18 protein-coding genes and 4 tRNA genes are annotated in these 19528 nt (G+C 59.9%); 17 read left to right on the plus strand and 5 right to left on the minus strand.

Annotated features, from left to right (window positions below; genetic code table 11):
• Positions 1-99 precede the first annotated feature (99 nt).
• Together HMPREF2975_RS01730 and HMPREF2975_RS01735 are read left to right on the plus strand one after the other, a co-directional pair.
• The gene (locus HMPREF2975_RS01730) at positions 100-1599 is read left to right on the plus strand and encodes an FAD-dependent oxidoreductase (protein ID WP_141757249.1); all 1500 of its coding nucleotides are present in this window, start codon (positions 100-102) and stop codon (positions 1597-1599) included.
• Positions 1600-1611: 12 nt separating this feature from the next.
• Positions 1612-2502 (plus strand): M48 family metalloprotease, encoded by an 891-nt coding sequence (locus tag HMPREF2975_RS01735; protein WP_070725378.1) that lies wholly within the window; start codon positions 1612-1614, stop codon positions 2500-2502.
• Between the two features lie 351 nt (positions 2503-2853).
• Here HMPREF2975_RS01735 and HMPREF2975_RS01740 read toward each other — a convergent pair whose 3' ends face one another.
• Positions 2854-3357 carry a YajQ family cyclic di-GMP-binding protein gene (locus HMPREF2975_RS01740; protein WP_070725380.1) on the minus strand — a complete coding sequence of 168 codons (504 nt, stop codon included), beginning with the start codon at positions 3355-3357 and terminating at the stop codon, positions 2854-2856.
• A 137-nt stretch (positions 3358-3494) separates the two neighbouring features.
• Between HMPREF2975_RS01740 and HMPREF2975_RS01745 the strand changes: the two genes are divergently transcribed.
• From HMPREF2975_RS01745 to HMPREF2975_RS01765, 6 genes are all read left to right on the plus strand, one after another.
• Positions 3495-3576 (plus strand) — tRNA-Tyr (locus HMPREF2975_RS01745).
• 116 nt (positions 3577-3692) lie between these two features.
• A tRNA-Thr gene (locus HMPREF2975_RS01750) sits at positions 3693-3765 on the plus strand.
• A gap of 33 nt (positions 3766-3798) precedes the next feature.
• Positions 3799-3872: transfer RNA gene (locus HMPREF2975_RS01755), tRNA-Met, on the plus strand.
• Positions 3873-3927: 55 nt separating this feature from the next.
• Positions 3928-4098, plus strand: coding sequence for a 50S ribosomal protein L33 (gene rpmG, locus HMPREF2975_RS11880; protein ID WP_074026201.1), 171 nt, complete (start codon positions 3928-3930; stop codon positions 4096-4098).
• A gap of 151 nt (positions 4099-4249) precedes the next feature.
• The gene (locus HMPREF2975_RS01760) at positions 4250-5482 is read left to right on the plus strand and encodes an MFS transporter (RefSeq protein WP_070725420.1); all 1233 of its coding nucleotides are present in this window, start codon (positions 4250-4252) and stop codon (positions 5480-5482) included.
• Positions 5483-5522: 40 nt separating this feature from the next.
• The gene (locus tag HMPREF2975_RS01765; protein WP_264673886.1) at positions 5523-6698 is read left to right on the plus strand and encodes a UDP-N-acetylmuramate dehydrogenase; all 1176 of its coding nucleotides are present in this window, start codon (positions 5523-5525) and stop codon (positions 6696-6698) included.
• On the opposite strand, the gene HMPREF2975_RS01770 is transcribed toward HMPREF2975_RS01765, so the two are convergent.
• The 4 genes from HMPREF2975_RS01770 to HMPREF2975_RS01785 form a co-directional block, all read right to left on the minus strand.
• Positions 6695-7675 (minus strand): esterase/lipase family protein, encoded by a 981-nt coding sequence (locus HMPREF2975_RS01770; protein WP_070725382.1) that lies wholly within the window; start codon positions 7673-7675, stop codon positions 6695-6697. The genes HMPREF2975_RS01765 and HMPREF2975_RS01770 overlap by 4 nt on opposite strands.
• A gap of 1 nt (position 7676) precedes the next feature.
• On the minus strand, positions 7677-8777 hold the full coding sequence (locus tag HMPREF2975_RS01775) for an adenosine deaminase (protein ID WP_058237862.1): 1101 nt from the start codon (positions 8775-8777) through the stop codon (positions 7677-7679).
• A 25-nt stretch (positions 8778-8802) separates the two neighbouring features.
• The gene (locus HMPREF2975_RS01780; protein ID WP_070725384.1) at positions 8803-9642 is read right to left on the minus strand and encodes an alpha/beta hydrolase; all 840 of its coding nucleotides are present in this window, start codon (positions 9640-9642) and stop codon (positions 8803-8805) included.
• Positions 9643-9839: 197 nt separating this feature from the next.
• Positions 9840-11054, minus strand: coding sequence for a pyridoxal phosphate-dependent aminotransferase (locus HMPREF2975_RS01785; RefSeq protein WP_070725386.1), 1215 nt, complete (start codon positions 11052-11054; stop codon positions 9840-9842).
• Positions 11055-11258: 204 nt separating this feature from the next.
• On the opposite strand from HMPREF2975_RS01785, the gene HMPREF2975_RS01790 reads away from it, so the two are divergent.
• From HMPREF2975_RS01790 to HMPREF2975_RS01830, 9 genes are all read left to right on the plus strand, one after another.
• A tRNA-Trp gene (locus HMPREF2975_RS01790) sits at positions 11259-11332 on the plus strand.
• Between the two features lie 83 nt (positions 11333-11415).
• Positions 11416-11712, plus strand: a complete 297-nt coding sequence (gene secE / locus HMPREF2975_RS01795) for a preprotein translocase subunit SecE (protein WP_058237861.1) — start codon at positions 11416-11418, stop codon at positions 11710-11712.
• A gap of 100 nt (positions 11713-11812) precedes the next feature.
• Positions 11813-12784 carry a transcription termination/antitermination protein NusG gene (gene nusG, locus HMPREF2975_RS01800; RefSeq protein ID WP_319803186.1) on the plus strand — a complete coding sequence of 324 codons (972 nt, stop codon included), beginning with the start codon at positions 11813-11815 and terminating at the stop codon, positions 12782-12784.
• A gap of 200 nt (positions 12785-12984) precedes the next feature.
• Positions 12985-13416, plus strand: coding sequence for a 50S ribosomal protein L11 (gene rplK, locus HMPREF2975_RS01805; RefSeq protein ID WP_058237182.1), 432 nt, complete (start codon positions 12985-12987; stop codon positions 13414-13416).
• 74 nt (positions 13417-13490) lie between these two features.
• Positions 13491-14204 (plus strand): 50S ribosomal protein L1, encoded by a 714-nt coding sequence (rplA, locus tag HMPREF2975_RS01810; RefSeq protein WP_058237181.1) that lies wholly within the window; start codon positions 13491-13493, stop codon positions 14202-14204.
• 1010 nt (positions 14205-15214) lie between these two features.
• Positions 15215-15736: a 50S ribosomal protein L10 gene (rplJ, locus tag HMPREF2975_RS01815; protein WP_058237180.1), complete on the plus strand. Its 522-nt coding sequence runs from the start codon at positions 15215-15217 to the stop codon at positions 15734-15736.
• A gap of 102 nt (positions 15737-15838) precedes the next feature.
• Complete coding sequence (gene rplL / locus HMPREF2975_RS01820) at positions 15839-16225, plus strand: 50S ribosomal protein L7/L12 (RefSeq protein ID WP_070725389.1); 387 nt, start codon at positions 15839-15841, stop codon at positions 16223-16225.
• A 255-nt stretch (positions 16226-16480) separates the two neighbouring features.
• Positions 16481-17494 (plus strand): dTDP-glucose 4,6-dehydratase, encoded by a 1014-nt coding sequence (gene rfbB, locus HMPREF2975_RS01825; protein WP_070725390.1) that lies wholly within the window; start codon positions 16481-16483, stop codon positions 17492-17494.
• 399 nt (positions 17495-17893) lie between these two features.
• Positions 17894-19243 carry a serine hydrolase domain-containing protein gene (locus tag HMPREF2975_RS01830; RefSeq protein WP_058237178.1) on the plus strand — a complete coding sequence of 450 codons (1350 nt, stop codon included), beginning with the start codon at positions 17894-17896 and terminating at the stop codon, positions 19241-19243.
• The last annotated feature ends 285 nt before the right edge of the window (positions 19244-19528 follow it).

Genomic DNA, 19528 nt, shown 5'->3' on the forward strand with positions numbered 1-19528 from the left:
CCGTTCCTGTGAAGCGCGCTAGGATGGTGTGTTGTATCGAAAACGCGGCTCGAGCCACGCTCATTCGTGCGTGGTGAGCCTGAGAAGGGACGAATGACTGTGACAGCAACGAACGTTGCCGTTGTCGGGGCCGGCCCGGCTGGTATTTATGCTTCGGACATCTTGTCGAAATCAGATCTCGATGTGAATATCGACCTGTTCGAACGCCTGCCTGCTCCCTACGGACTCGTTCGCTACGGCGTGGCTCCTGATCATCCGCGTATCAAACAAATCATCGTTGCTCTCTACAAGATCCTGCAGCGAGGCGACATCCGCCTGCTCGGCAACGTGGAGATCGGTCGCGACGTGACGATCGACGATCTGCGCGAACACTACGACGCCGTCATCTTGGCAACCGGAGCTGACCGTGATGCTCCGCTAAACATCCCAGGTGTCGACCTGCCGCAGTCATATGGTGCAGCCGACTTTGTCTCGTGGTACGACGGGCATCCGGACTACCCGCGCACCTGGCCGCTTGACGCGCGCGAGGTTGCCGTCATCGGTGTGGGCAATGTGGCGCTGGATGTGTCCCGCATCCTCTCTAAGCATGTGCATGACCTGATGGTGACTGAAGTGCCGGACAACGTGGCGAAAATTCTCGAAGACAATCCCATCACCGATGTACATGTTTTTGGCCGCCGAGGTCCCGCGCAGGTCAAGTTCACGCCACTCGAGCTGCGTGAACTGGGCAAAGTGCCCGACGTTGACGTGATTGTCGATGAGGAAGACTTTGATTTTGATGAAGGCTCCGAACAGACGATGCGCTCATTCAACCAGCAGCGCCAGGTCGTCAAGACACTGACGAACTACGCCTCGGTGGATCCAGACGAGCGCAACGCTTCTCGCCGTATCCATATCCACCTGTTCCAGTCACCTTCGGAGATTCTGGCGGACAGCAAAGGTAACGTGCGCGCACTGCGCACCGAACGCACTGAACTGGTCGGTGACGGCAGCGTGCGCGGCACCGGAGTGATGACTGACTGGCCGGTGCAGGCCGTGTACCGGGCCGTCGGGTACTTTTCGTCGCCCATCCCCGGCGTGCCGTTTGACGAGGTTCGTGGCGTGATCCCGAATAACGAGGGACGTGTTGTCACCGAGCCGGGGTCAACGGAAATTGTTTCAGGCGTGTACGCGACCGGATGGGTGAAGCGTGGCCCTGTGGGCCTGATCGGCTCCACCAAGTCGGACGCACAGCAAACCATTGCGCACCTGGTTGAAGATGCAGAGGCTGGCGCTCTGCATGCCACCAGTGAAGCAGTGGGGCACGATGCGATGATCAAACTGCTTGACGAGCGTGGCGTCGCCTACACGACATGGGAAGGCTGGGAGCTGCTGGATGCGTACGAACGCGAACTGGGCTCACGGTATGGTGAGCTTTCTGGTGGTCGCGGCATCCGTGAGCGCATCAAGGTTGTCTCCCGCAATGCGATGACGGCGATTTCTCGCGGTGAAGAGCATTCGCACGACGATGAGGACCTGATTGGTCAGCCCGGTGAGATGGGCGTGCCCACGGCTATTGAGCGATTTGGTGATCACTACACCGGTCCGCGCGGCGAATGAGACACTAGAGATATGAAATCGCGTTCGCGTGTCGCGTCCAACACAGTGCGCACAATCCTTCTGTTTGCCGTCCTGTGGGCGGTGCTCCTCGGTATTGGTGCGATTTTGGCGCATACAACCGGGTCGATGGTGTGGCTGTGGGTGATGGGCGGCGTATCGCTGATCGGTACGTTCTTCACCTACTGGAACTCGGCGTCCTTGGCGCTGCGCCAGATGAATGCCGAGCCTATGGATCAAAGTCTGTATCCGGAGGTTTACCGCATTGTCGAGGATCTGAGTCGGCAGGCCGATCAGCCAATGCCGACACTGTGGATTGCGCCGACGATGGCGCCTAACGCGTTTGCAACGGGACGTAACCCGAAAAATGCTGCGGTGTGCGTGACCGCCGGTATCCTCGATCTGCTCAATGAGCGAGAGCTGCGCGGTGTAATCGGGCATGAACTGTCTCATGTGTACAACCGTGACATTCTGATTACTGCGATCGCCTCGTCCCTGGCGGGCATCATGGCAATCGCTGGGCGCTCTCTGCTGTGGATGGGAGGCTACAGCCGTCGTAACCGTGACGGTGGGGGAGCGGCCGGACTGATACTGTCACTGGTCGCCGCGATTGTTGCGCCGCTGATCGGCATGCTCATCCAGCTGGCGATTTCACGCACGCGTGAGTACGAGGCGGATCACGACGGCGCGATTTTGTCGCACGATCCCCTTGCTTTAGCGTCGGCGTTGAAGAAGCTTGAGGTGGGCACCAGCCGCGTGCCACTTGAGCGTACACCGGAGCACCAGGGAGCAGCCCAGATGATGATTGCGAATCCGTTCAGTGGGGAATCGGTGCGCTCGCTCATGTCCACGCACCCGCCGATGGAAGAGCGGATCCGCCGCTTGGAGGAACTGGCCGGCTATTAGGCCGAACATCGGCTCCTCTCTCATTTTCCCATCTGTCGATTAGGACGCGAATGCGAGCTCCCTGCGCACGCATTCTCTGATTTTCCCAACTGTCGATCAGAAGACGCCAGGCTGCACCTTCCCTGCCAGCCTTGTCAGGCTGATACGTGGGAAATCCCTATTTTCCTGCAGTTTTACCTTGCAGTGAGGGAAGCAATCAGTGCTCGCATAGGTGAAGCTGCCTCCAGGTTGACAGTTGGGGACAGGAGAGTGGGGTGCTTCAGATATGGGCGAGGACGCCCGCACTGCCTCGAGATCGACAGTTGGGGACAAGGCAGAGGGGGTGAAGGCCGCTATCTGACGGCGATGATCCTACCGATAGTTCACGAACTGCAACGCGCAGTCGATCTTCCGGCCCGCTTCGCCTCTGAGCAGTGCAATGACTTCTTGCAGGGAATCGCGCGACTTTGACGAAACGCGAACCTCATCTCCCTGGATCTGTGCCTTCACGCCCTTCGGGCCTTCGTCGCGAATCAGCTTCGTAATCTTCCTGGCATTGTCCTGGCTGATACCTTCGCGCAGGGGAACGACCATTCGATAGATTTTCCCGGACGGCTGAGGCTCACGATCCTTCAGATCCAGTGCCTTAAGTGAAACCTTGCGTTTGGTGAGCTTGGAGCGCAGCACGTCCACAATGGCTATCACGCGTTCGGGGGAGTTCGCTTCCATCACCACGGTATCGCCCGACAGCTCGATCGATGCGTCCACGTTACGGAAGTCGTAGCGTTGGGACACCTCCCTCGCCGCCTGATTGACAGCGTTATCCACTTCCTGGCGGTCGAGTTTGGAGACAATGTCGAATGATGAATCAGACATGGGAATCCCTTCCTATCAGCGTCTGGCTATGAGTGTGCTCGATATCTCGCATTTGAGCGGGTCAAAACCGGTGATCCGATTGGCGCTCACGCTTGTATTTTTGTTATTCTTTCACGGCACCGATGATTGGTGTCAATGGCGGGGTGCCCGAGCGGCCAAAGGGAGCTGACTGTAAATCAGCCGCGGAATGCTTCGGGGGTTCGAATCCCTCCCCCGCCACTGGACTGAATGCCACAAGTGCTTCGCTCTCGAGGTGCTCAGTTCTGCGACGTGAGGATGCTCTCAAGCCTGGAGATTGCTTCGAGCATGAGTGTCAGGCTAGAGTTTCTCTCGTTGCCCCGATAGCTCAGTCGGCAGAGCGTCTCCATGGTAAGGAGAAGGTCAAGGGTTCGATTCCCTTTCGGGGCTCTGGTTTGCGGCCTCGCAGTCGCGACCTACCACGGCGGGGTAGCTCAGCTGGTTAGAGCGCACGACTCATAATCGTGAGGTCGCGGGTTCGAGTCCCGCCCCCGCTACCGTGACCTCCCGGTCTCCGGCGATAATCTCAGAACCTCAAGTGAAGGAAAGATCGTGGCAAGCAAGTCTCAGGACGTTCGCCCCAAGATCACTCTGGCGTGCTCGGAGTGCAAGGAACGTAACTACATCACCAGGAAGAATCGTCGCAATACGCCTGACCGCCTCGAGCTGGCCAAGTATTGCCCGCGTTGCCGCAAGTCGACGACGCACCGCGAAACTCGGTGACGTTCCAGCGACGCCTCGCAACTGTCATGCCCCCGGAGCTGTTCAACAGCCCGGGGGTTTATGCACGCTGCGTTTCCGCCGCCCCGGCGCACTAGATAGCCACGCACGGCACTTATTCGATCGGCACAATATGGCCACAGGGAAGGCTGTCATGAGCCTGTCACGCAGAGATCTGCCCCAATCGCGGATACGTCGTGCCGTCATTGCTGACGCCGCTATGTTCTTTTTCATGGGCTTTGCCAGTTCCTCGTGGGTGTCTCGCTTGCCGGCAGTGCGTGATTCTCTGAACCTCAGCCCGACTCAGATCGGCGCAATGCTCCTCATCGGCTCTATCGGGTCACTTGTGGCGCTTCCCTCCTCAGGCCCGGTAGTCGGGGCGATTGGGCCGCGTATGAGCGGCCGCCTCGCGGGTGCGCTGTGGGCTATGGGACTGGGCTGCGTGGTGGCATCTATCCACGTGGGGTCGCTCGGTTTGTTGTCACTGAGCCTCATCTTCGTGTCGATGGGGATGTCGTTGACAGGGTCAACAATTAACACTGCAGGCGGACTAATCGAAGTCGCCCTCGGCCACCCAATCCTGGATCGATTCCACGCGATGTTCTCGATCGGCACAGTCACCGGCGCGCTTTCAGGTGCCGCAATGGCGAGGGCGGCCGTCCACGTCACCTATCACCTGCTGGGAGTGATCGTCTTTGGCCTGATCTGCGTCGCAGTCGCAACCGCGTTCCTGCTCACCGAGGACGATGTGCTCGCCCAATCTGTGAGCGACGGCGCTCCCAAGCGTCGCCGGATATTTGGAATCGGCGGATCAACGGCCCGTACGCGAAAGGCGTGGGGCGAAAAACGCACGCTGTTGATCGGTCTGATGGTGTTGTCCTCGGGATTGCTGGAGGGGTCAGCAAATAATTGGCTTGCACTGGCGATGGTTGATGGGTACGACATGACGGCGGCGCAAGGTTCTGCGGTACTGTCCGGTTTCCTCGCCACGGTGGTAGTCGTCAGGCTCAGTGCGGCGTGGCTGCGTCGGCACTGGCCACCTGATGTTTTATTGCGTGGCATGCTGATCGCCGCATGTCCCGGACTGGTCCTGGTCGGTTTCGCACCCGTGTGGGGTATTGCGATGATTGGCGTGGTGTTGTGGGCATTCGGCGCCGCCCTGGTGTATCCCACCGGTGCTTCTGCCCTGTCCCACGACCCGTCGATGACAGCTGCGCGCCTGTCGGTGCTGTCCACCATCAATTACGGCGCATTCCTGATCGGTCCGCCTGTGCTCGGCTTGCTCGCCTCGCATATCGGGTACCACCGTGCTCTGACGTGTCTGGTTGTTCCGGTTGCGGTTGGTGCGTGGCTGACGCGCTACCTGCGCCCTGAGTCAGACAGCTAGGATGTCCTACGTGAGCGAACAGGGGAAGAACCGACCACCGATCAACGCCGAGGAGCATAGGCGCCCGTGCGCCCGTACGCATGCCCCCCGCCTGTCTGACATGACGACCTTTCGTGTCGGCGGTCCGGTGACCACCCTTGTTGAGCCTTCCACTGAAGACGCCTTCGTTGACGCGTTGCGCCGCGCCGACGGTGAACACAGCCCTGACCGCCTCCTGATTCTCGGCGGCGGATCGAACATCTTGGCTGATGATGCGCCGTTTGATGGAACGGTGATTCGTGACGCTCGCACAAGCCTTGAAACAGATGTCACCTGGATCCCCTCGGAACCATCCGCGCCGCAGAGCTCACCTGTCATCGTGACGGCTGCATCTGGCGTAGCGTGGGACGCCCTCGTCAATGAGAGTGTGAAGCGGGGACTGTCGGGCCTGGAAGCACTGTCAGGAATCCCTGGAACGGTTGGGGCGGCACCTGTGCAGAACATCGGAGCGTACGGCGGCGAAGTTGCCCACACACTGCTCCGCATAGGCGCGTGGGATCGCCTTGAGCAGCGCCGCGTCGAGTTGACCCACGATGACCTTGAGCTCGGCTATCGTTCATCCATTCTGAAGCAGTCGCGTCTGACACCTCGCATGGACGGCTCGCAGTGGGGGCCGACCGGGCGCTGGGTCGTCCTAGATGTCACGCTGCAGCTCACACGCTCACACATGTCTGCACCCGTCGCGTATTCCCAGCTCGCGCGCGCATTGGACGTTCCAATTGGACAGCAGGTCGAGACGAATCGCGTACGCAGCGAGGTCCTGCGCCTGCGTGCCTCCAAGGGCATGGTGATTGACGAGGGGGACCATGACACGTGGTCGGCCGGATCGTTCTTCACGAACCCGATTCTTGATGCCGATGAGGCGGAGCGGCTGTTGCCACCTGAGGCTCCGCGATTTGACGCTGGGCGGGGCCTGGTCAAGACATCGGCAGCGTGGCTGATCGACCGTGCGGGTTTTGGAAAAGGGTTTGCGCTGTCTGACGAGTGTGAACCGTGCGGTGGCCACGGCTCGGCGCGCGCCTCGTTGTCCACCAAGCACGTCCTGGCGCTGACTAACCGTGGAGGAGCCTGCGCACAGGATATCCGTGTTCTGGCGCGGGCGGTGCGCGCAGGGGTGAAGGGACGTTTTGGGGTGACGCTTGTGCCAGAACCCGTTGTCCTGGGAGAGCAAATTTAACAGCGGTACGGCTCAGCCAGCTGGACCAATGTTCGTGCTGCTCCGCGCGATTCAAGCATCTGACCGTGACCGTAGATGGGCAAAATGACTCGGCGATGCGCGCCTGGAAGCGTAGTGGGAGGGACGTTCTCATCCCACGTCGCCTCAATCTGAGTGATCCGTGCGTTCAGGTCAGTGCGTGAGGCTAGGGGGCGAATGGCGGGGGAGCCGGGGGAGAGCTCACGCAAACTCGGGATCGGCAACAGACGTGCGATCGGTGCTCCGTCGAAGGGCGTCGCAAAGGTGATGAGGTGCCGAATACGCCATCCCTCGGGACCGGCCATGATCGCTTTGGCCACCAGTCCGCCTTTGGAATGCGAATAGAGCAGCACATGAGTGAGGTTTTCTCGCGCAAGGTAGCGCTCGGCCATCTGAGCAATCGCGTCAATCGGGCGGCGCATAGCGCGCACACCTTCCAGGATTCGTGCGTCCCACCCGGCGTCGGCCAGCGCGCGCGCCCACGGGTCGAGATAGTGGCGCGACTCCCAGATGCCAGGAATCCCGATGGCGACTGGCCGCGCCGCGCAGTCAGGCGTTGCTGTGCTCGCAGCGAGCGTCGCAGGTGTGTGTGCGCTCGCGGCAGGCTGAGTGGGCTTACCCGCGTCTGTGGCAGGCTGGGCGAGCGCGCTACTTGTTACGGTTATCGACGAGGGTGACTGCGGGCCGGCCGATGGTGAGGCTGCCGAATCATCCGAACCGTTCTGGCTGTCGGACGAATCACCGGCCGCCGAAAGCGTGTCGCATACGACAGATGTCATGAGCTGGAGGCGACGGCGCGCAGCGCCCACTAAATCGTTGGCAGCGACGGCCAGGCGCTGCGGAATTGGCGGTATCGTGACCCACGAAGGTGCCTCTTGGCGCAACGTCTCCGCAGGGGCGAACCAGTGCCACAGCGGCCACTGCCGAACCGATTCAGCAGCATTCTCGTGTTCGTTCATCTCACGGCTCATTGGCCAACCACCGATCAATCTGCGCGTTCCAGATGCGCCTGCGGTCAAATGACACCAGGGAGGCGCGGATCGACTGACGGGCCAGTTCCGCAAGCTGCTCGTCGCTCAGACCGAAAACATCTCGAGCAGCCTCGTATTGAGCCAACAGGCGCGAGTGGAACAGCAACGGGTCGTCGGCGCTCAAGGCGATTGTGGCGCCGGCCGCCATCAAGTCAGGCAAAGGGACATGCGCAATGTCTGGATACACCCCGAGGTGCACGTTAGACGTGGGACATACTTCCAACGCAATGCCGTCATCGACCAGGCGCTTGAGCAGGTCCGGATCCTCCGCGCTCCTGACACCGTGTCCCAGCCGGGTCGGGGAGAGCGCTGCCAGGACTTCACGCACCGATGAGGGTCCCAGCAGCTCGCCTCCATGCGGAACCGACGCAAGACCAGCGTCACGCGCAATGTTGAAGGCAGCACCGAACTGCGCGGTTGAGCCCACCCGCTCGTCGTTGGACAGACCGAATCCCACGACGGTGCCCGGCTCCCTGCCAGCGTACTGAGATGCCAGGCGGGCGAGGGTGCGTGCATCTAAGGGGTGGCGGATACGAGAGGCAGCGACCACGATGCTGACATCCACACCAGTTGCTTCGCTGGATGCGCGCGCCTCGTCCAGAATGATTTCGAGGGCGGGAGTGATGCCGCCAACCCACGGTGCATACGACGTGGGATCAACCTGCATTTCCAGATGCACAGAGCCTTCCGCCGCGTCATCCTCGGCAGCCTCACGCACGAGGCGGCGCATAACATCCTCGGTGCGAACTAACACGCGGGCTGCATCGTAAGCGCGCTGGAAGCGGAACCATCCGCGCGCATCTGCCGGAACAGTGAGCGGATCCATGTCCAGCAAATGAGGCGGCAGTCGGACGCCTTTTTCCACAGCGAGTTCGACCAGAGTGCGTGGTCGCATCGCGCCGGTGAAGTGCAGATGCAGATGTGCCTTGGGCAATGTGGCCAGGGGCCGCCGGCCGGGGGGCGTGGGCGCCGCCTTCGTCAATATGGGCTGGTCACTGGGACTGGGTGAAGCAATCGGACGCAGCGGCATCGGCGGGGGCATGCTGTGAGAATGTTCAGGCATCAGCACCATTATCGGCAGCCGGCCGGCGCGCGTCCATCCACAAGGCGATATCCCGCATCAGGCCGGGACCTTCAGGCTCGTTCAGTACTTCGTGGTATGCGCCGTCGATGACGCGTAGGTGCGCGTCGGGGGTGTGCGTGCCCCATGCCAGTGACAGTCGAGCATTGCGCACGAATTCCTCTGACCCACTCGGGCGAGCAAGATGGTCGTGTGAGCCGTGGATGACCAGGGTGGGCACGCTGAGTGAATCGGCTCGTGCGATCGTGTGGTCGCCCTGAACGCACATCGTCAGTGCAGTGATCAGCGGGACGGGTCCATGGAAATTGAGCGGATCGTTTTCGTAGTCGTCCACCACGTCAGGGTCGCGCGAGACGCCGCCCGCATCAAGCTTCGCTGTGGGCAATCCGGGGGCAATGCGAGCCAGTGTCAGCATGGAGCGAGCTACCTTGGCAGTGATCGGCGCGGCGGGACGAAATGCCGGACCGGTCAGCACCATGCCGGCAACATGATCCGGATCGATGAGGACAGATGCAGCGGTGATAATGCCGCCCATGGAATGACCCAACACAAATAGCTGCGACGTGCGCGAATTGGCGAGGGCGTCTGCGCGCGCTGCGCGGTGCTCTGTAATGAGACGGCCGACATCGACTTGAGCACGTGGACCATCTGCACTTCCGTGTCCGCTCAGATCGAATGTCACTGCGTCGTAGCCATCGTGATTGAGAGAATCGACGAGGCGCCTGTAGCGGCCTTGATGCTCGGCGTATCCGTGGCAGATCAAGACGGTGCCGTGAGGCTGGGGATCGGATGTGTGATGGGTGAACAACTGCATACCACTATTGTGCCTGTTAAAAGGCGCTGATGAGCGCTTATCAGCGCCAAAAGGGCAGAATTGGTGGTGCGACCGCAACAGCAAATGGTCAGGTGCGGGCATGCTGAGACTGAGATGGAATTCGCCGATGCTGAAGCAGAAACAACGCTCGCCGATGCTGAACCAGCGATCAGCCTCGCCCAGGCAGAAAGTGAGTCTTAGTCGCGGTCAGCCAGGAGCTTTTGAATACGACCAACGCCTTCGGCCAGATCATCGTCGGAAAGCGCGTACGACAGGCGAATAAAGCCGCTGGGGCCAAAGGCCTCACCCGGCACTACCGCGACCTCAGCTTCCTTCAAGATGAAGTCGGCGAGTTCAGCGGACGTGGTGCACGTGGTGCCGCGAATGGAGGTGTTCAATAGTCCCTCCACCGATGGGTACGCGTAGAAGGCGCCCTTCGGTGTGGGTACGGTCAATCCTTCGATTTCACTGAGCATGTCGATCATCGTGCGTCGGCGGCGGTCAAACGCCTGGCGCATACGCTCCACGTCCTCCAGGCCACCCTCGAGCGCGGTTTTGGCAGCCCACTGGGCAACGTTGTTGACGTTGGAGGTTAAGTGAGACTGGAAAGATGTGGCCGCCTTGACCATGTCCTGCGGGCCAACCATCCAGCCCACACGCCAGCCGGTCATCGCGTATGTCTTTGCGACGCCGTTAAGGACGAGGGTCTGGTCAGCCAGTTCGGGAACCAGCTTGACAACGTGAGCAGTCTGGGTGCCGTCGTACAGCAGATGCTCGTAGATCTCATCGGTGATGACCCAGATACCGTGCTCCAGTGCCCACTGGCCGATTTGGCGAGTTTCCTCGGGTGTGTACACCGTGCCTGTCGGGTTCGAGGGGGAACAGTGCAGCAATGCCACAGTCTTGTCGGTGCGTGCCTCTTCGAGCTGGTCAACGGTGACTTTGTAATCCTGGTCAGCACCGGCAAAAACGGGAACCGTGGTGCCTCCGGCAAGTTTGATGGCCTCCGGGTAGGTCGTCCAGTAGGGGGTTGGCAGGAGAACTTCATCACCGGGATCGAGGACAGCTGCGAACGCCTCGAACACGGCCTGCTTGCCGCCGTTGGTGACCAGAATCTGGCTGGGGTCGACCTCGTAGCCCGAGTCGCGCAGCGTCTTGGCTGCGATTGCCTCGCGCAATTCCGGCAGACCTGAGGCTGGGCTGTAACGATGCATCCGAGGATCGTGGCAGGCTTTGGCGGCTGCTTCGACGATCTGGTTGGGGGTCGGGAAGTCAGGTTCGCCGGCGCCGAAACCAATGACGGGGACGCCCTGAGCCTTGAGAGCTTTCGCCTTGGCATCCACGGCTAAAGTCGCTGATGGTGTGATGGAACGAAGACGCGCTGAGGCGCGGTGAGCAGTTTGGTTCGACATGTCTCTATCGTTGCACGATTGGAGGCCGTGCGGAAGAAAATTCCTAGGAATGGACGCGCTATGATCAGGGGTGCTGGTGCGGACGGTGGAAGCCAAAAACACAGATCTGTGATTTTCTACATGCGGCGTGAAGTTGTACACTGGCGCGTTAACGCCCTAAACTAGCGGGGCGGGTCATGGGCGTCAGCCTGTGACAAGCGGTGAAGGGCAGTGGCGCAATTAGGTAGCGCACCGGTCTCCAAAACCGGCGGTTGTGGGTTCGATTCCCGCCTGCCCTGCTACATTGTAGATATCGGCCTACACGACAAGGAGAGGTTCTGTGAGCGACAGTCGCGCACTTGGCGGACCCGACAATGACGGTCTGCCCGACGTGCCGGACAAGCCGAGCGCTCCTGTGCGTCGTGACCGCACGAAGAGTGCACCGACTCCGAGCCGTGAGAAGTCGACGCATGAGGAAGGCGAAAAGCGTGGACTGTTCTCCCGCATTCGCCTGTTCATCAGCCAGGTCATCGCTGAGATGAAGAAGGTGACGTATCCGACTCGCAACGAAACATGGACGTACTTCGTTGTCGTGATCGTCTTCGTCACCGCTGTGATGGCATACACAGGACTTTTAGACCTGATATTCGGTAAGCTAAACGCATTGATATTCGGCTGAACCCGATTGACCCGCCGGCAGGAACCTGCAGGCGGGTTTCTTCTACGGTTCGTCAACCACTGCTGACAAGCCCACGCGCGTTGGCTCTGAAGGAGGACACGTGAGCGACCACATTGAAAACGCACCAGATGCGGATGAGACTACCGCTGTAAACGATACCCACGTCGACGCTGATTCTGCCCCTCAGTTCGTCTCTGCATCCGAATCTGTATCGGAGGGCAGCGGCGCGCAGAAAGCTGATGGCGTCGAGACAGCTGACTCCACCCTCGCGCAGGAAGAAACTGCAGCTGTGATTGAGTCAGTTGCTGCCACCGAGCACGGTGGATCCGATGCTGATGCGGCTGTAGCTGAGGCGCCCGCTCATGATGAGGTGTCTGCTAAGGATCAGCCACCCTCGGAAATTGGCGACGCTGAAGCAAGCGAGCAGCCGGGCGATGCGGACACTGAATCCGCGGCTGACGAAATCGAAGACCCCATCGAAGTTCTGCGTGGCGAGCTGCGCCTTCTGCCAGGCGACTGGTACGTCATCCACACGTATTCCGGCCACGAGCGCAAGGTCAAGGCTAACCTTGAACAGCGCATCACCAGCCAGAACATGGAGGACTACATCTACCGCGTTGAGGTTCCCGACGAATATGTCATGGAATTCCGCGGCTCTCAGAAGAAGCGTGTGCGTCGTGTGCGCATCCCCGGATACGTCCTGGTGTGCATGGACTTCACTGACGCGTCATACCGAGTTGTCAAGGAAACGCCAGCCGTGACCGGCTTCGTTGGCGATCAGCACAATCCGATGCCTCTGTCTGAAGATGAGGTTGTCATGATGCTCACCCCGAACGTCATGGAAGAGGCCGCTCAGGAAAACAAGACTGGCCCGGCTCCGGTTCAGGAACTCAAGGTCAGCTACGAGGTGGGCGAAGTTGTCACAGTGGTGGACGGACCGTTCGAAACGATGAACGCCGTAATCTCCGAGATCATGCCCGAGACCCAGAAGCTGAAAGTTCTGGTCACGATTTTCGAGCGCGAAACGCCTCTGGAACTCAACTTCGATCAGGTTCAAAAGATCGACGACTAGTCGCCGCGGCGCAGGGGCGGACACGCCCGCCCAGGTGTTGCGCACAGCTTAGTGAGTGATGTCGCGCACGAGAACTTGGGATCAAGGTATCTGACGCGATATCATCGCTGTTTGTGCGTCTGCATTTGCGTGTAGGACGCGCAGGCGGATCGGCAACCGTCGGTTCGCTTCGAATCACCAATGAAAGACCCGTAACTTATATGGCACCAAAGAAGAAGGTCACCGGCCTGATCAAGCTGCAGATCCCTGCCGGTGCTGCAACTCCGGCTCCGCCAGTTGGCCCGGCACTGAGCCAGCACGGCGTGAACATCGTGGAGTTCACCAAGGCGTACAACGCTGCAACCGAATCTCAGCGCGGCAATATCGTCCCTGTTGAGATCACCGTCTATGAAGACCGCACGTTCACGTTCGTTCTCAAGACGCCTCCGGCTGCACAGATGATCAAGAAGGCGGCTGGCGTGGACAAGGGCTCACCGACGCCTCACACCACCAAGGTGGCAAACCTGACCAAAGATCAGGTTCGCGAGATCGCTGAGACCAAGATGCAGGACCTCAACGCCAACGACATCGAAGCCGCGATCAAGATCATTGCCGGCACCGCCCGTTCCATGGGCATCACCGTCAGCGACTGATACGTCACCAAACCAATCTTTGTGGAAGGGCAAGCGCTTGCCCGAACACACCACACCTGCAAGGAGATAGCAGAATGACAAAGCGCTCGAAGAGCTACCGGGCCGCCGCGGAGAAGATCCACGCCGGTGAGGTATACGAACCTCTTGAAGCCATGAAACTGGCAAAAGAAACCACTGTCACCAAGTTTGACGCCACCGTTGAGGTGATGTTCCGACTGGGTGTCGATCCCCGTAAAGCAGACCAGATGGTCCGCGGAACCGTTTCCCTGCCGCACGGCACTGGCAAGACCTCACGGGTCTTGGTCTTCGCTGTGGGCCCGCGCGCACAGGAAGCGATCGACGCCGGAGCTGACGAGGTCGGCGGCGACGAACTGATTGAGAAGGTCCAGAAGGGCTACACCGATTTTGATGTGGCCGTCGCAACCCCTGACATGATGGGCAAGGTTGGCCGTCTGGGTCGCGTCCTCGGTCCTCGTGGCCTCATGCCGAACCCGAAGACCGGAACGGTCACGATGGAAGTTGGCAAGGCTGTCAAGGAGATCAAGGGTGGCCGTATCGAGTTCCGTGTGGACAAGCACGCGAACCTGGCGTTCATCATCGGCAAGGCATCCTTCACTGCTGAGCAGCTGACGGAAAACTACGCCGCTGCCCTCGATGAAGTCCTGCGTCTGAAGCCGTCCTCCTCCAAGGGTCGCTACATCACGAAGGCCACCGTTTCAACGACGATGGGCCCTGGCATCCCGTTGGATCCGACCAAGACGCGCGATCTGCTCGGCACTGACGACTGATTGTTCGATGCCTGACGGCATTGATTCTCGGTGCTTCGGCGATCGGTTGCAGAGATGACCGGTTGGGTTGATGACCAGGCGGATTGATGCCTGAGCGATCCTCGACGAGGGTGCCGCAGCGCCCGCGTCACGTCGCAATCTTGATAAATGGGGGTGGGTTCGCACGCGTGTGCGAACCCACCCTCATTGTGTGCCGTCATCGATGAGCCCTGTCTTGAATGCGCGGCCCCTTTCTAGCACGCAGTCTCCAGCGCATGGCATTTTGACCTGAGCCGACTTCAGCAAATGGCGACTCTCTAGTGGAACGTCTTCGTTGCGTGCCACCTTTTCCGCGTCCGGTCTCATCCGCATTTCGTCTTACTCTCGGCAGCCCCCTTTTCCCGAAGCCCACCCACCCCTACCAATCCCAACTGTCGATCTCGATGGACCAAGAAGGCGGGCTGGATTACTGGCTTTCAACACTGACGAACGTTTTCACTGGTCAGAGAGTGTTATTCGCGGAAGGTGTGGGCCTCCCTCGTCAATTAGGACGATAACGGGAGCTCCAGATCGACAGTTGGGGATTAATGCGGACAGGATGAGGGGGAGGGGGGGAAGATGAGGGAAGGCGGAGAGGAAGGCCGAGGAGCAGGTCGAGAGCAGGCCAAGAGGGATGCCGAGGGGAGCTAAGAGAGCGAGCGGAGAGAACGGCGAGAAAAAGCGAGAGGAGAACACGTGGGAATGTGCAGGATGCCAGAGGCATAAGGGCGGGAATAAATAGCGGCACGCAAACGTGCTTTGTTGCACACAGCGCACAGTAGAGGCCGCACATCGATCTTGGTATAGTGGAACAGCCAAAGACCGTCGGACATCTACTGACAGTAGATCGAAGCGCAAGAGCGACCGACGCAGGTAACGTGACTTGGACAGCTCCCTTGCGGAAACCTGGACAAGCGTGGTGCAAGCCCGACACGAACCTGCGTGTCGGGCTTTTTCGTGGGTACGGCGGCTGACTTTTCGGAAGGAGGACCATGGCGAGGTCTGACAAGGAGGCAGTTGTCGCCGAGCTGACGGAGAAGTTCCGCAACTCGGATGCCGTGCTGCTGACTGAGTATCGCGGTCTGACCGTTGCACAGCTCAAGGAGCTGCGTCGCGGTTTGGGCAATGACGTGAGCTACGCCGTGGTGAAGAACACGCTGGCACGGCTGGCGGCCCGCGAAGTCGGATTCGATTTCCTCGAGGACGACCTGAAGGGCCCGACAGCTATTGCATTCGTCAGCGGTGAGCCGGTTGAGGCCGCCAAGACGCTGCGTGATTTTGCCAAGGATAACCCGGCGCTGGTTTTGAAGTCTGGCGCTATGGATGGTGTCGCACTCGATGCTGACGCCGTCAAGAAGCTTGCTGATCTGGAATCCCGCGAGGTCCTGCTGGCCAAGGCTGCAGGTGCCCTCAAGGCGAAGCTCTCCCAGGCTGCGTACGCATTCAATGCACTGCCCACCAAGGCTGTGCGCACAATCGATGCTCTTCGCGACAAGCAGGAGCAAGCGGCCTGACGCGACAGGCCCCGGGTTACTGGCCTCACCGCCATGCACCCGGACTCATTTACACAACGTAATCTGCTCGCGTAGCAGGCCAAACAAGGAAGGATGCCACTCATGGCTAAGCTCTCCGCAGATGAGCTCATCGAAGCTTTCAAGGAAATGACCCTGATCGAGCTGTCCGATTTCGTCAAGCAGTTCGAAGAGGTCTTCGACGTTGAGGCTGCCGCACCGGCCGCCGCCGTTGTTGCAGCACCAGCCGCTGCCGGTGAAGAAGCAGCAGCTGAGGAAAAGACCGAGTTCGAGGTTGTCCTCGAAGCAGCCGGCGACAAGAAGGTTGCCGTTATCAAGGCTGTCAAGTCCCTCACCGGCCTCGGCCTGAAGGACGCCAAGGGCCTGGTTGACGGCGCACCGTCGACCATCTTCGAGAACGCTTCCAAGGAAGACGCCGAGAAGGCCAAGGCAGAGATCGAAGAGGCTGGCGGCACCGTCACCCTCAAGTGATTTCACTTGAAACCCTCGCGCTAGCTTAAGCGCATATCAAGTTGTCGCGGTTCAGCATCAGCTGGGCCGCGACACTTGTATATGGGCGGTGTGGCCACTGTGCGCAGTGTGGGCAGGCGGTGACGCGCGAGCCCCGCAACCGTGATGTCTGCACGCTAGCCGCCCGGCCGCGATGTCTGCACGCGAATGCCGCGCCCCGCTGCTCCGAGTGGGAGTGCTTTCCGTGTGACAATTGACGAGGGGAAAGGAGGATCCATGTCGGACACCATGAACTCCCTGCTGGTCACCGGTGGCTGCGGTTTCGTCGGCAGTAACTTTGTGCGATTCGCACTCGAACGCGATCCTCATATTCGCATCACGGTGCTCGACAAGTTGACCTATGCCGCGAACCGGCACAATCTTGATGGTTTGCCGCCCGGCAGAGTCGCCCTCGTCGTTGGGGATATCTGTGACGAGGAGCTGGTTGAATCCCTGGTCGCTGACCACGAGGCCGTCGTGAACTTTGCCGCCGAAAGCCACAATGACAAATCGATTGCTGACCCCGAGCCTTTCATCCACACTAACATTTCAGGCACCTACAGACTGCTGGAGGCATGCCGGCACCATGAGCGGCGCTTTCATCACGTCAGCACCGACGAAGTGTACGGCGACCTGGCTCTCGATGATTCCATGCGATTCACTGAAGAATCACCTGTGAAGCCGTCAAGCCCTTACAGCGCCAGCAAAGCCTCGTCTGACCTGCTGGCATGCGCATGGTTTCGCACCTTCGGTGTCCGGGTGACAATTTCGAACAGCTCGAACAACTACGGACCATATCAACACATTGAGAAATTCATTCCTCGACAGATCACGAACATTTTGACCGGCCGGCGCGCCAAGCTGTACGGCGATGGACGAAACGTTCGCGACTGGATCCATGTCGACGACCATTCGGCGGCCGTTTGGCAGATCCTGTGTCGCGGCATACCCGGAGAAACATACCTGATTTCCGCCGAAGGGGAGCGTTCCAACTTTGACGTTTTACGCTCGATCTTGCGCCTCATGGGCAGGGACGAGGATGACTTCGACTGGGTCGGGGATCGGCCCGGCCATGATCGCCGATACGCGCTGGATGCGAGCAAACTGCGCCGGGATCTTGGGTGGGAGCCGGAAAAGAGGGATTTTGAAGCGGGGCTGGCTGAGGTGATCGCCTGGTATCGCTCACATGAATCGTGGTGGCGTGACGGCAAGGATGTCATTGAAGATCAGTACGCGCGCTGGGGGCACTGAAGATCTCGCCGTCTGCATCCTCGCTGTGTGGGGGCAGGATGTGTACTGGGGCGCCAAGCCGCGACTGGTGCGTCGTGTAATTGCAGGTATGCGGGTTTTCTGTGCTCCCGAAGCTCTCGGCAAAGGCGGCAGCTTCAACTCCGCCCTCCATTCCATTCCCCAACTGTCGATCTCACTTCGTTTGCAGACACGCCGTATATGCTCGCGAGCTTCTGACCTGCAAAAGGAGCGGAGTCTGCTCGGCAATAGGTCACTCAGACCCGTTGAAATCGACAGATGGGGGACGAGGGGTGTGAGGGAGCGAAGGGCGGTATGCGGATCGGCCCGTGCGGCGGTAGCGGTGGCAGCGGCGGTGAACCTGCGAGAAACTGACAGTGCAAGCGCGCAAAGGAGAGTGCCATGAATACGGAAATGAACAGCCGGACAGATGCAGCCGCACGTGACATCGACGCGGATGAGCCGCGCCGCGCCGGAGAGGTGCACGGCTGGGTCGACGAACGATTCGAGTCGGTCAAGACTCTTTTCGCACGCATGCTCCAGCGCGATCCCACCTACTCTGCTCAGGTGTGCGCCTACGTCAACGGTGACAAGATCGTTGACTTATGGGGCGGCGGTCTCATGGATGGGCAGACGGTTACAGGGTTTTTCTCGGCAACAAAAGGTGCTTCCGCACTGACCTTGGCGCGCTTGGTTGACTCAGGTGACTTGGATCTTGAGCAGCGAGTTGCGTATTACTGGCCGGAGTTTGCCGCCTGTGGCAAAGACCAGATTACAGTCAGTCAAATGCTGTCCCATCAGGCGGGACTGCTTGGCGAAGAATCGATGCGTTTGATGGATGTGCCCTATGACTCGCGCGGGATGGCGGCAAAGTTGGCAGCCATGTCACCGCTGTGGCGCCCGGGCACGGCGTTTGGCTACCACGGCCGCACGATCGGACCGCTGATGGAGGAACTTTTCCGTCGAGTCGCCGGCGAGGACCTGCAAACCCATTACGAGCGTGAGGTTCGTGCCCCACGTGACATTGACTTCTATATCGGCTTTCCTGAATCGGAAGATGATCGCTACGAACCCATCCTGCCGTCTCTTCCCTTCGAGAAAGCCCTGGCGGAACGTGACAAGCGTGGCGAACGGGTTCCGGGAACGGCCGCTCTGTCCGACGATCCTGGCGCCGGGCCTGTCAGCGCTGATGAGCTTGCGGCAGCGGTAGGCCAGTGCGAGCTCGGAGATTCGCTTGGCGCGCTGTCCGCACTCGGTGGCGGCGTCATTGAGCCAGACAACACACCCACACCGAACCACCGCCATATTCGTGCCGCCGGCGTTGCGTCGACAGGTGGGGTCGGTTCCGCTCGCGGCCTGGCTCGCCTGTACGCAGCAGCTGTCACCGGTCTCAACGACTGTTCTGTTTCACGAATTGACGAGGGAAACCCACGCCATGATCTGTCTGAGCCGTTCTTAACGCCTGACACGGTGAAACTAATGGGAACGCAGCAGGTGTTCGGGATGGATCGAGTGCTGCAAAACGTCATGTGCTTTGCTCGGGTGTTTCAAAAGCCCAATGGTATGTTCCCGTTTGGCTCCTATCAGGCTATCGGGCACGACGGTGCGGGCGGAGCGTTGGGCTTTGCTGATCCGTTCTACGGCTTGGCATTCGGATACAATGTGCGCCGCATGAACGAGCCTGGCGGACTGGACCCGAAGTCAGTGCTGCTGTCTGCTTGTATTCGCGACATCCTTGGCGGCGGCCGGTAGGGCCTGGTGTCTGCTGGCTCGCGTGTATTGAGCACCTGGCGAGCGGTTCCTAATTCGGTTCGCCGTTCGTTCCCGTGCTCGCTTTCTCTCACCACCCCCTTCCGTACTATTCCCGTCTGTCGATCTCGACTTTCTCCCCTCATTTACCCGACCGTCGATCTTGACTTCCTCCCTTCGATTCACCCATCTGTCGATCTCAGCGCACTCAGTTCGGGTGTCATTGCACGTCCGCGCCTGCGACCTGCATAAACGGATGGGTGCCCTCGTCAATTGCGAAGAGAACCG

The organism is Actinomyces sp. HMSC065F12, assembly GCF_001814535.1.
Classification (GTDB): domain Bacteria; phylum Actinomycetota; class Actinomycetes; order Actinomycetales; family Actinomycetaceae; genus Pauljensenia; species Pauljensenia radingae_A.

Bases quoted from the DNA above. Each gene is read 5' to 3' on its own strand.
- HMPREF2975_RS01775 (WP_058237862.1), bottom strand. From the start codon at position 8,777: ATGCCGCTGCGTCCGATTGCTTCACCCAGTCCCAGTGACCAGCCCATA.
- rfbB (WP_070725390.1), top strand. From the start codon at position 16,481: ATGTCGGACACCATGAACTCCCTGCTGGTCACCGGTGGCTGCGGTTTC.
- HMPREF2975_RS01760 (WP_070725420.1), top strand. From the start codon at position 4,250: ATGAGCCTGTCACGCAGAGATCTGCCCCAATCGCGGATACGTCGTGCC.
- HMPREF2975_RS01830 (WP_058237178.1), top strand. From the start codon at position 17,894: ATGAATACGGAAATGAACAGCCGGACAGATGCAGCCGCACGTGACATC.
- HMPREF2975_RS01785 (WP_070725386.1), bottom strand. From the start codon at position 11,054: ATGTCGAACCAAACTGCTCACCGCGCCTCAGCGCGTCTTCGTTCCATC.
- rplL (WP_070725389.1), top strand. From the start codon at position 15,839: ATGGCTAAGCTCTCCGCAGATGAGCTCATCGAAGCTTTCAAGGAAATG.
- rplA (WP_058237181.1), top strand. From the start codon at position 13,491: ATGACAAAGCGCTCGAAGAGCTACCGGGCCGCCGCGGAGAAGATCCAC.
- HMPREF2975_RS01740 (WP_070725380.1), bottom strand. From the start codon at position 3,357: ATGTCTGATTCATCATTCGACATTGTCTCCAAACTCGACCGCCAGGAA.
- rplK (WP_058237182.1), top strand. From the start codon at position 12,985: ATGGCACCAAAGAAGAAGGTCACCGGCCTGATCAAGCTGCAGATCCCT.
- HMPREF2975_RS01735 (WP_070725378.1), top strand. From the start codon at position 1,612: ATGAAATCGCGTTCGCGTGTCGCGTCCAACACAGTGCGCACAATCCTT.
- HMPREF2975_RS01780 (WP_070725384.1), bottom strand. From the start codon at position 9,642: ATGCAGTTGTTCACCCATCACACATCCGATCCCCAGCCTCACGGCACC.
- HMPREF2975_RS01770 (WP_070725382.1), bottom strand. From the start codon at position 7,675: ATGAACGAACACGAGAATGCTGCTGAATCGGTTCGGCAGTGGCCGCTG.
- rplJ (WP_058237180.1), top strand. From the start codon at position 15,215: ATGGCGAGGTCTGACAAGGAGGCAGTTGTCGCCGAGCTGACGGAGAAG.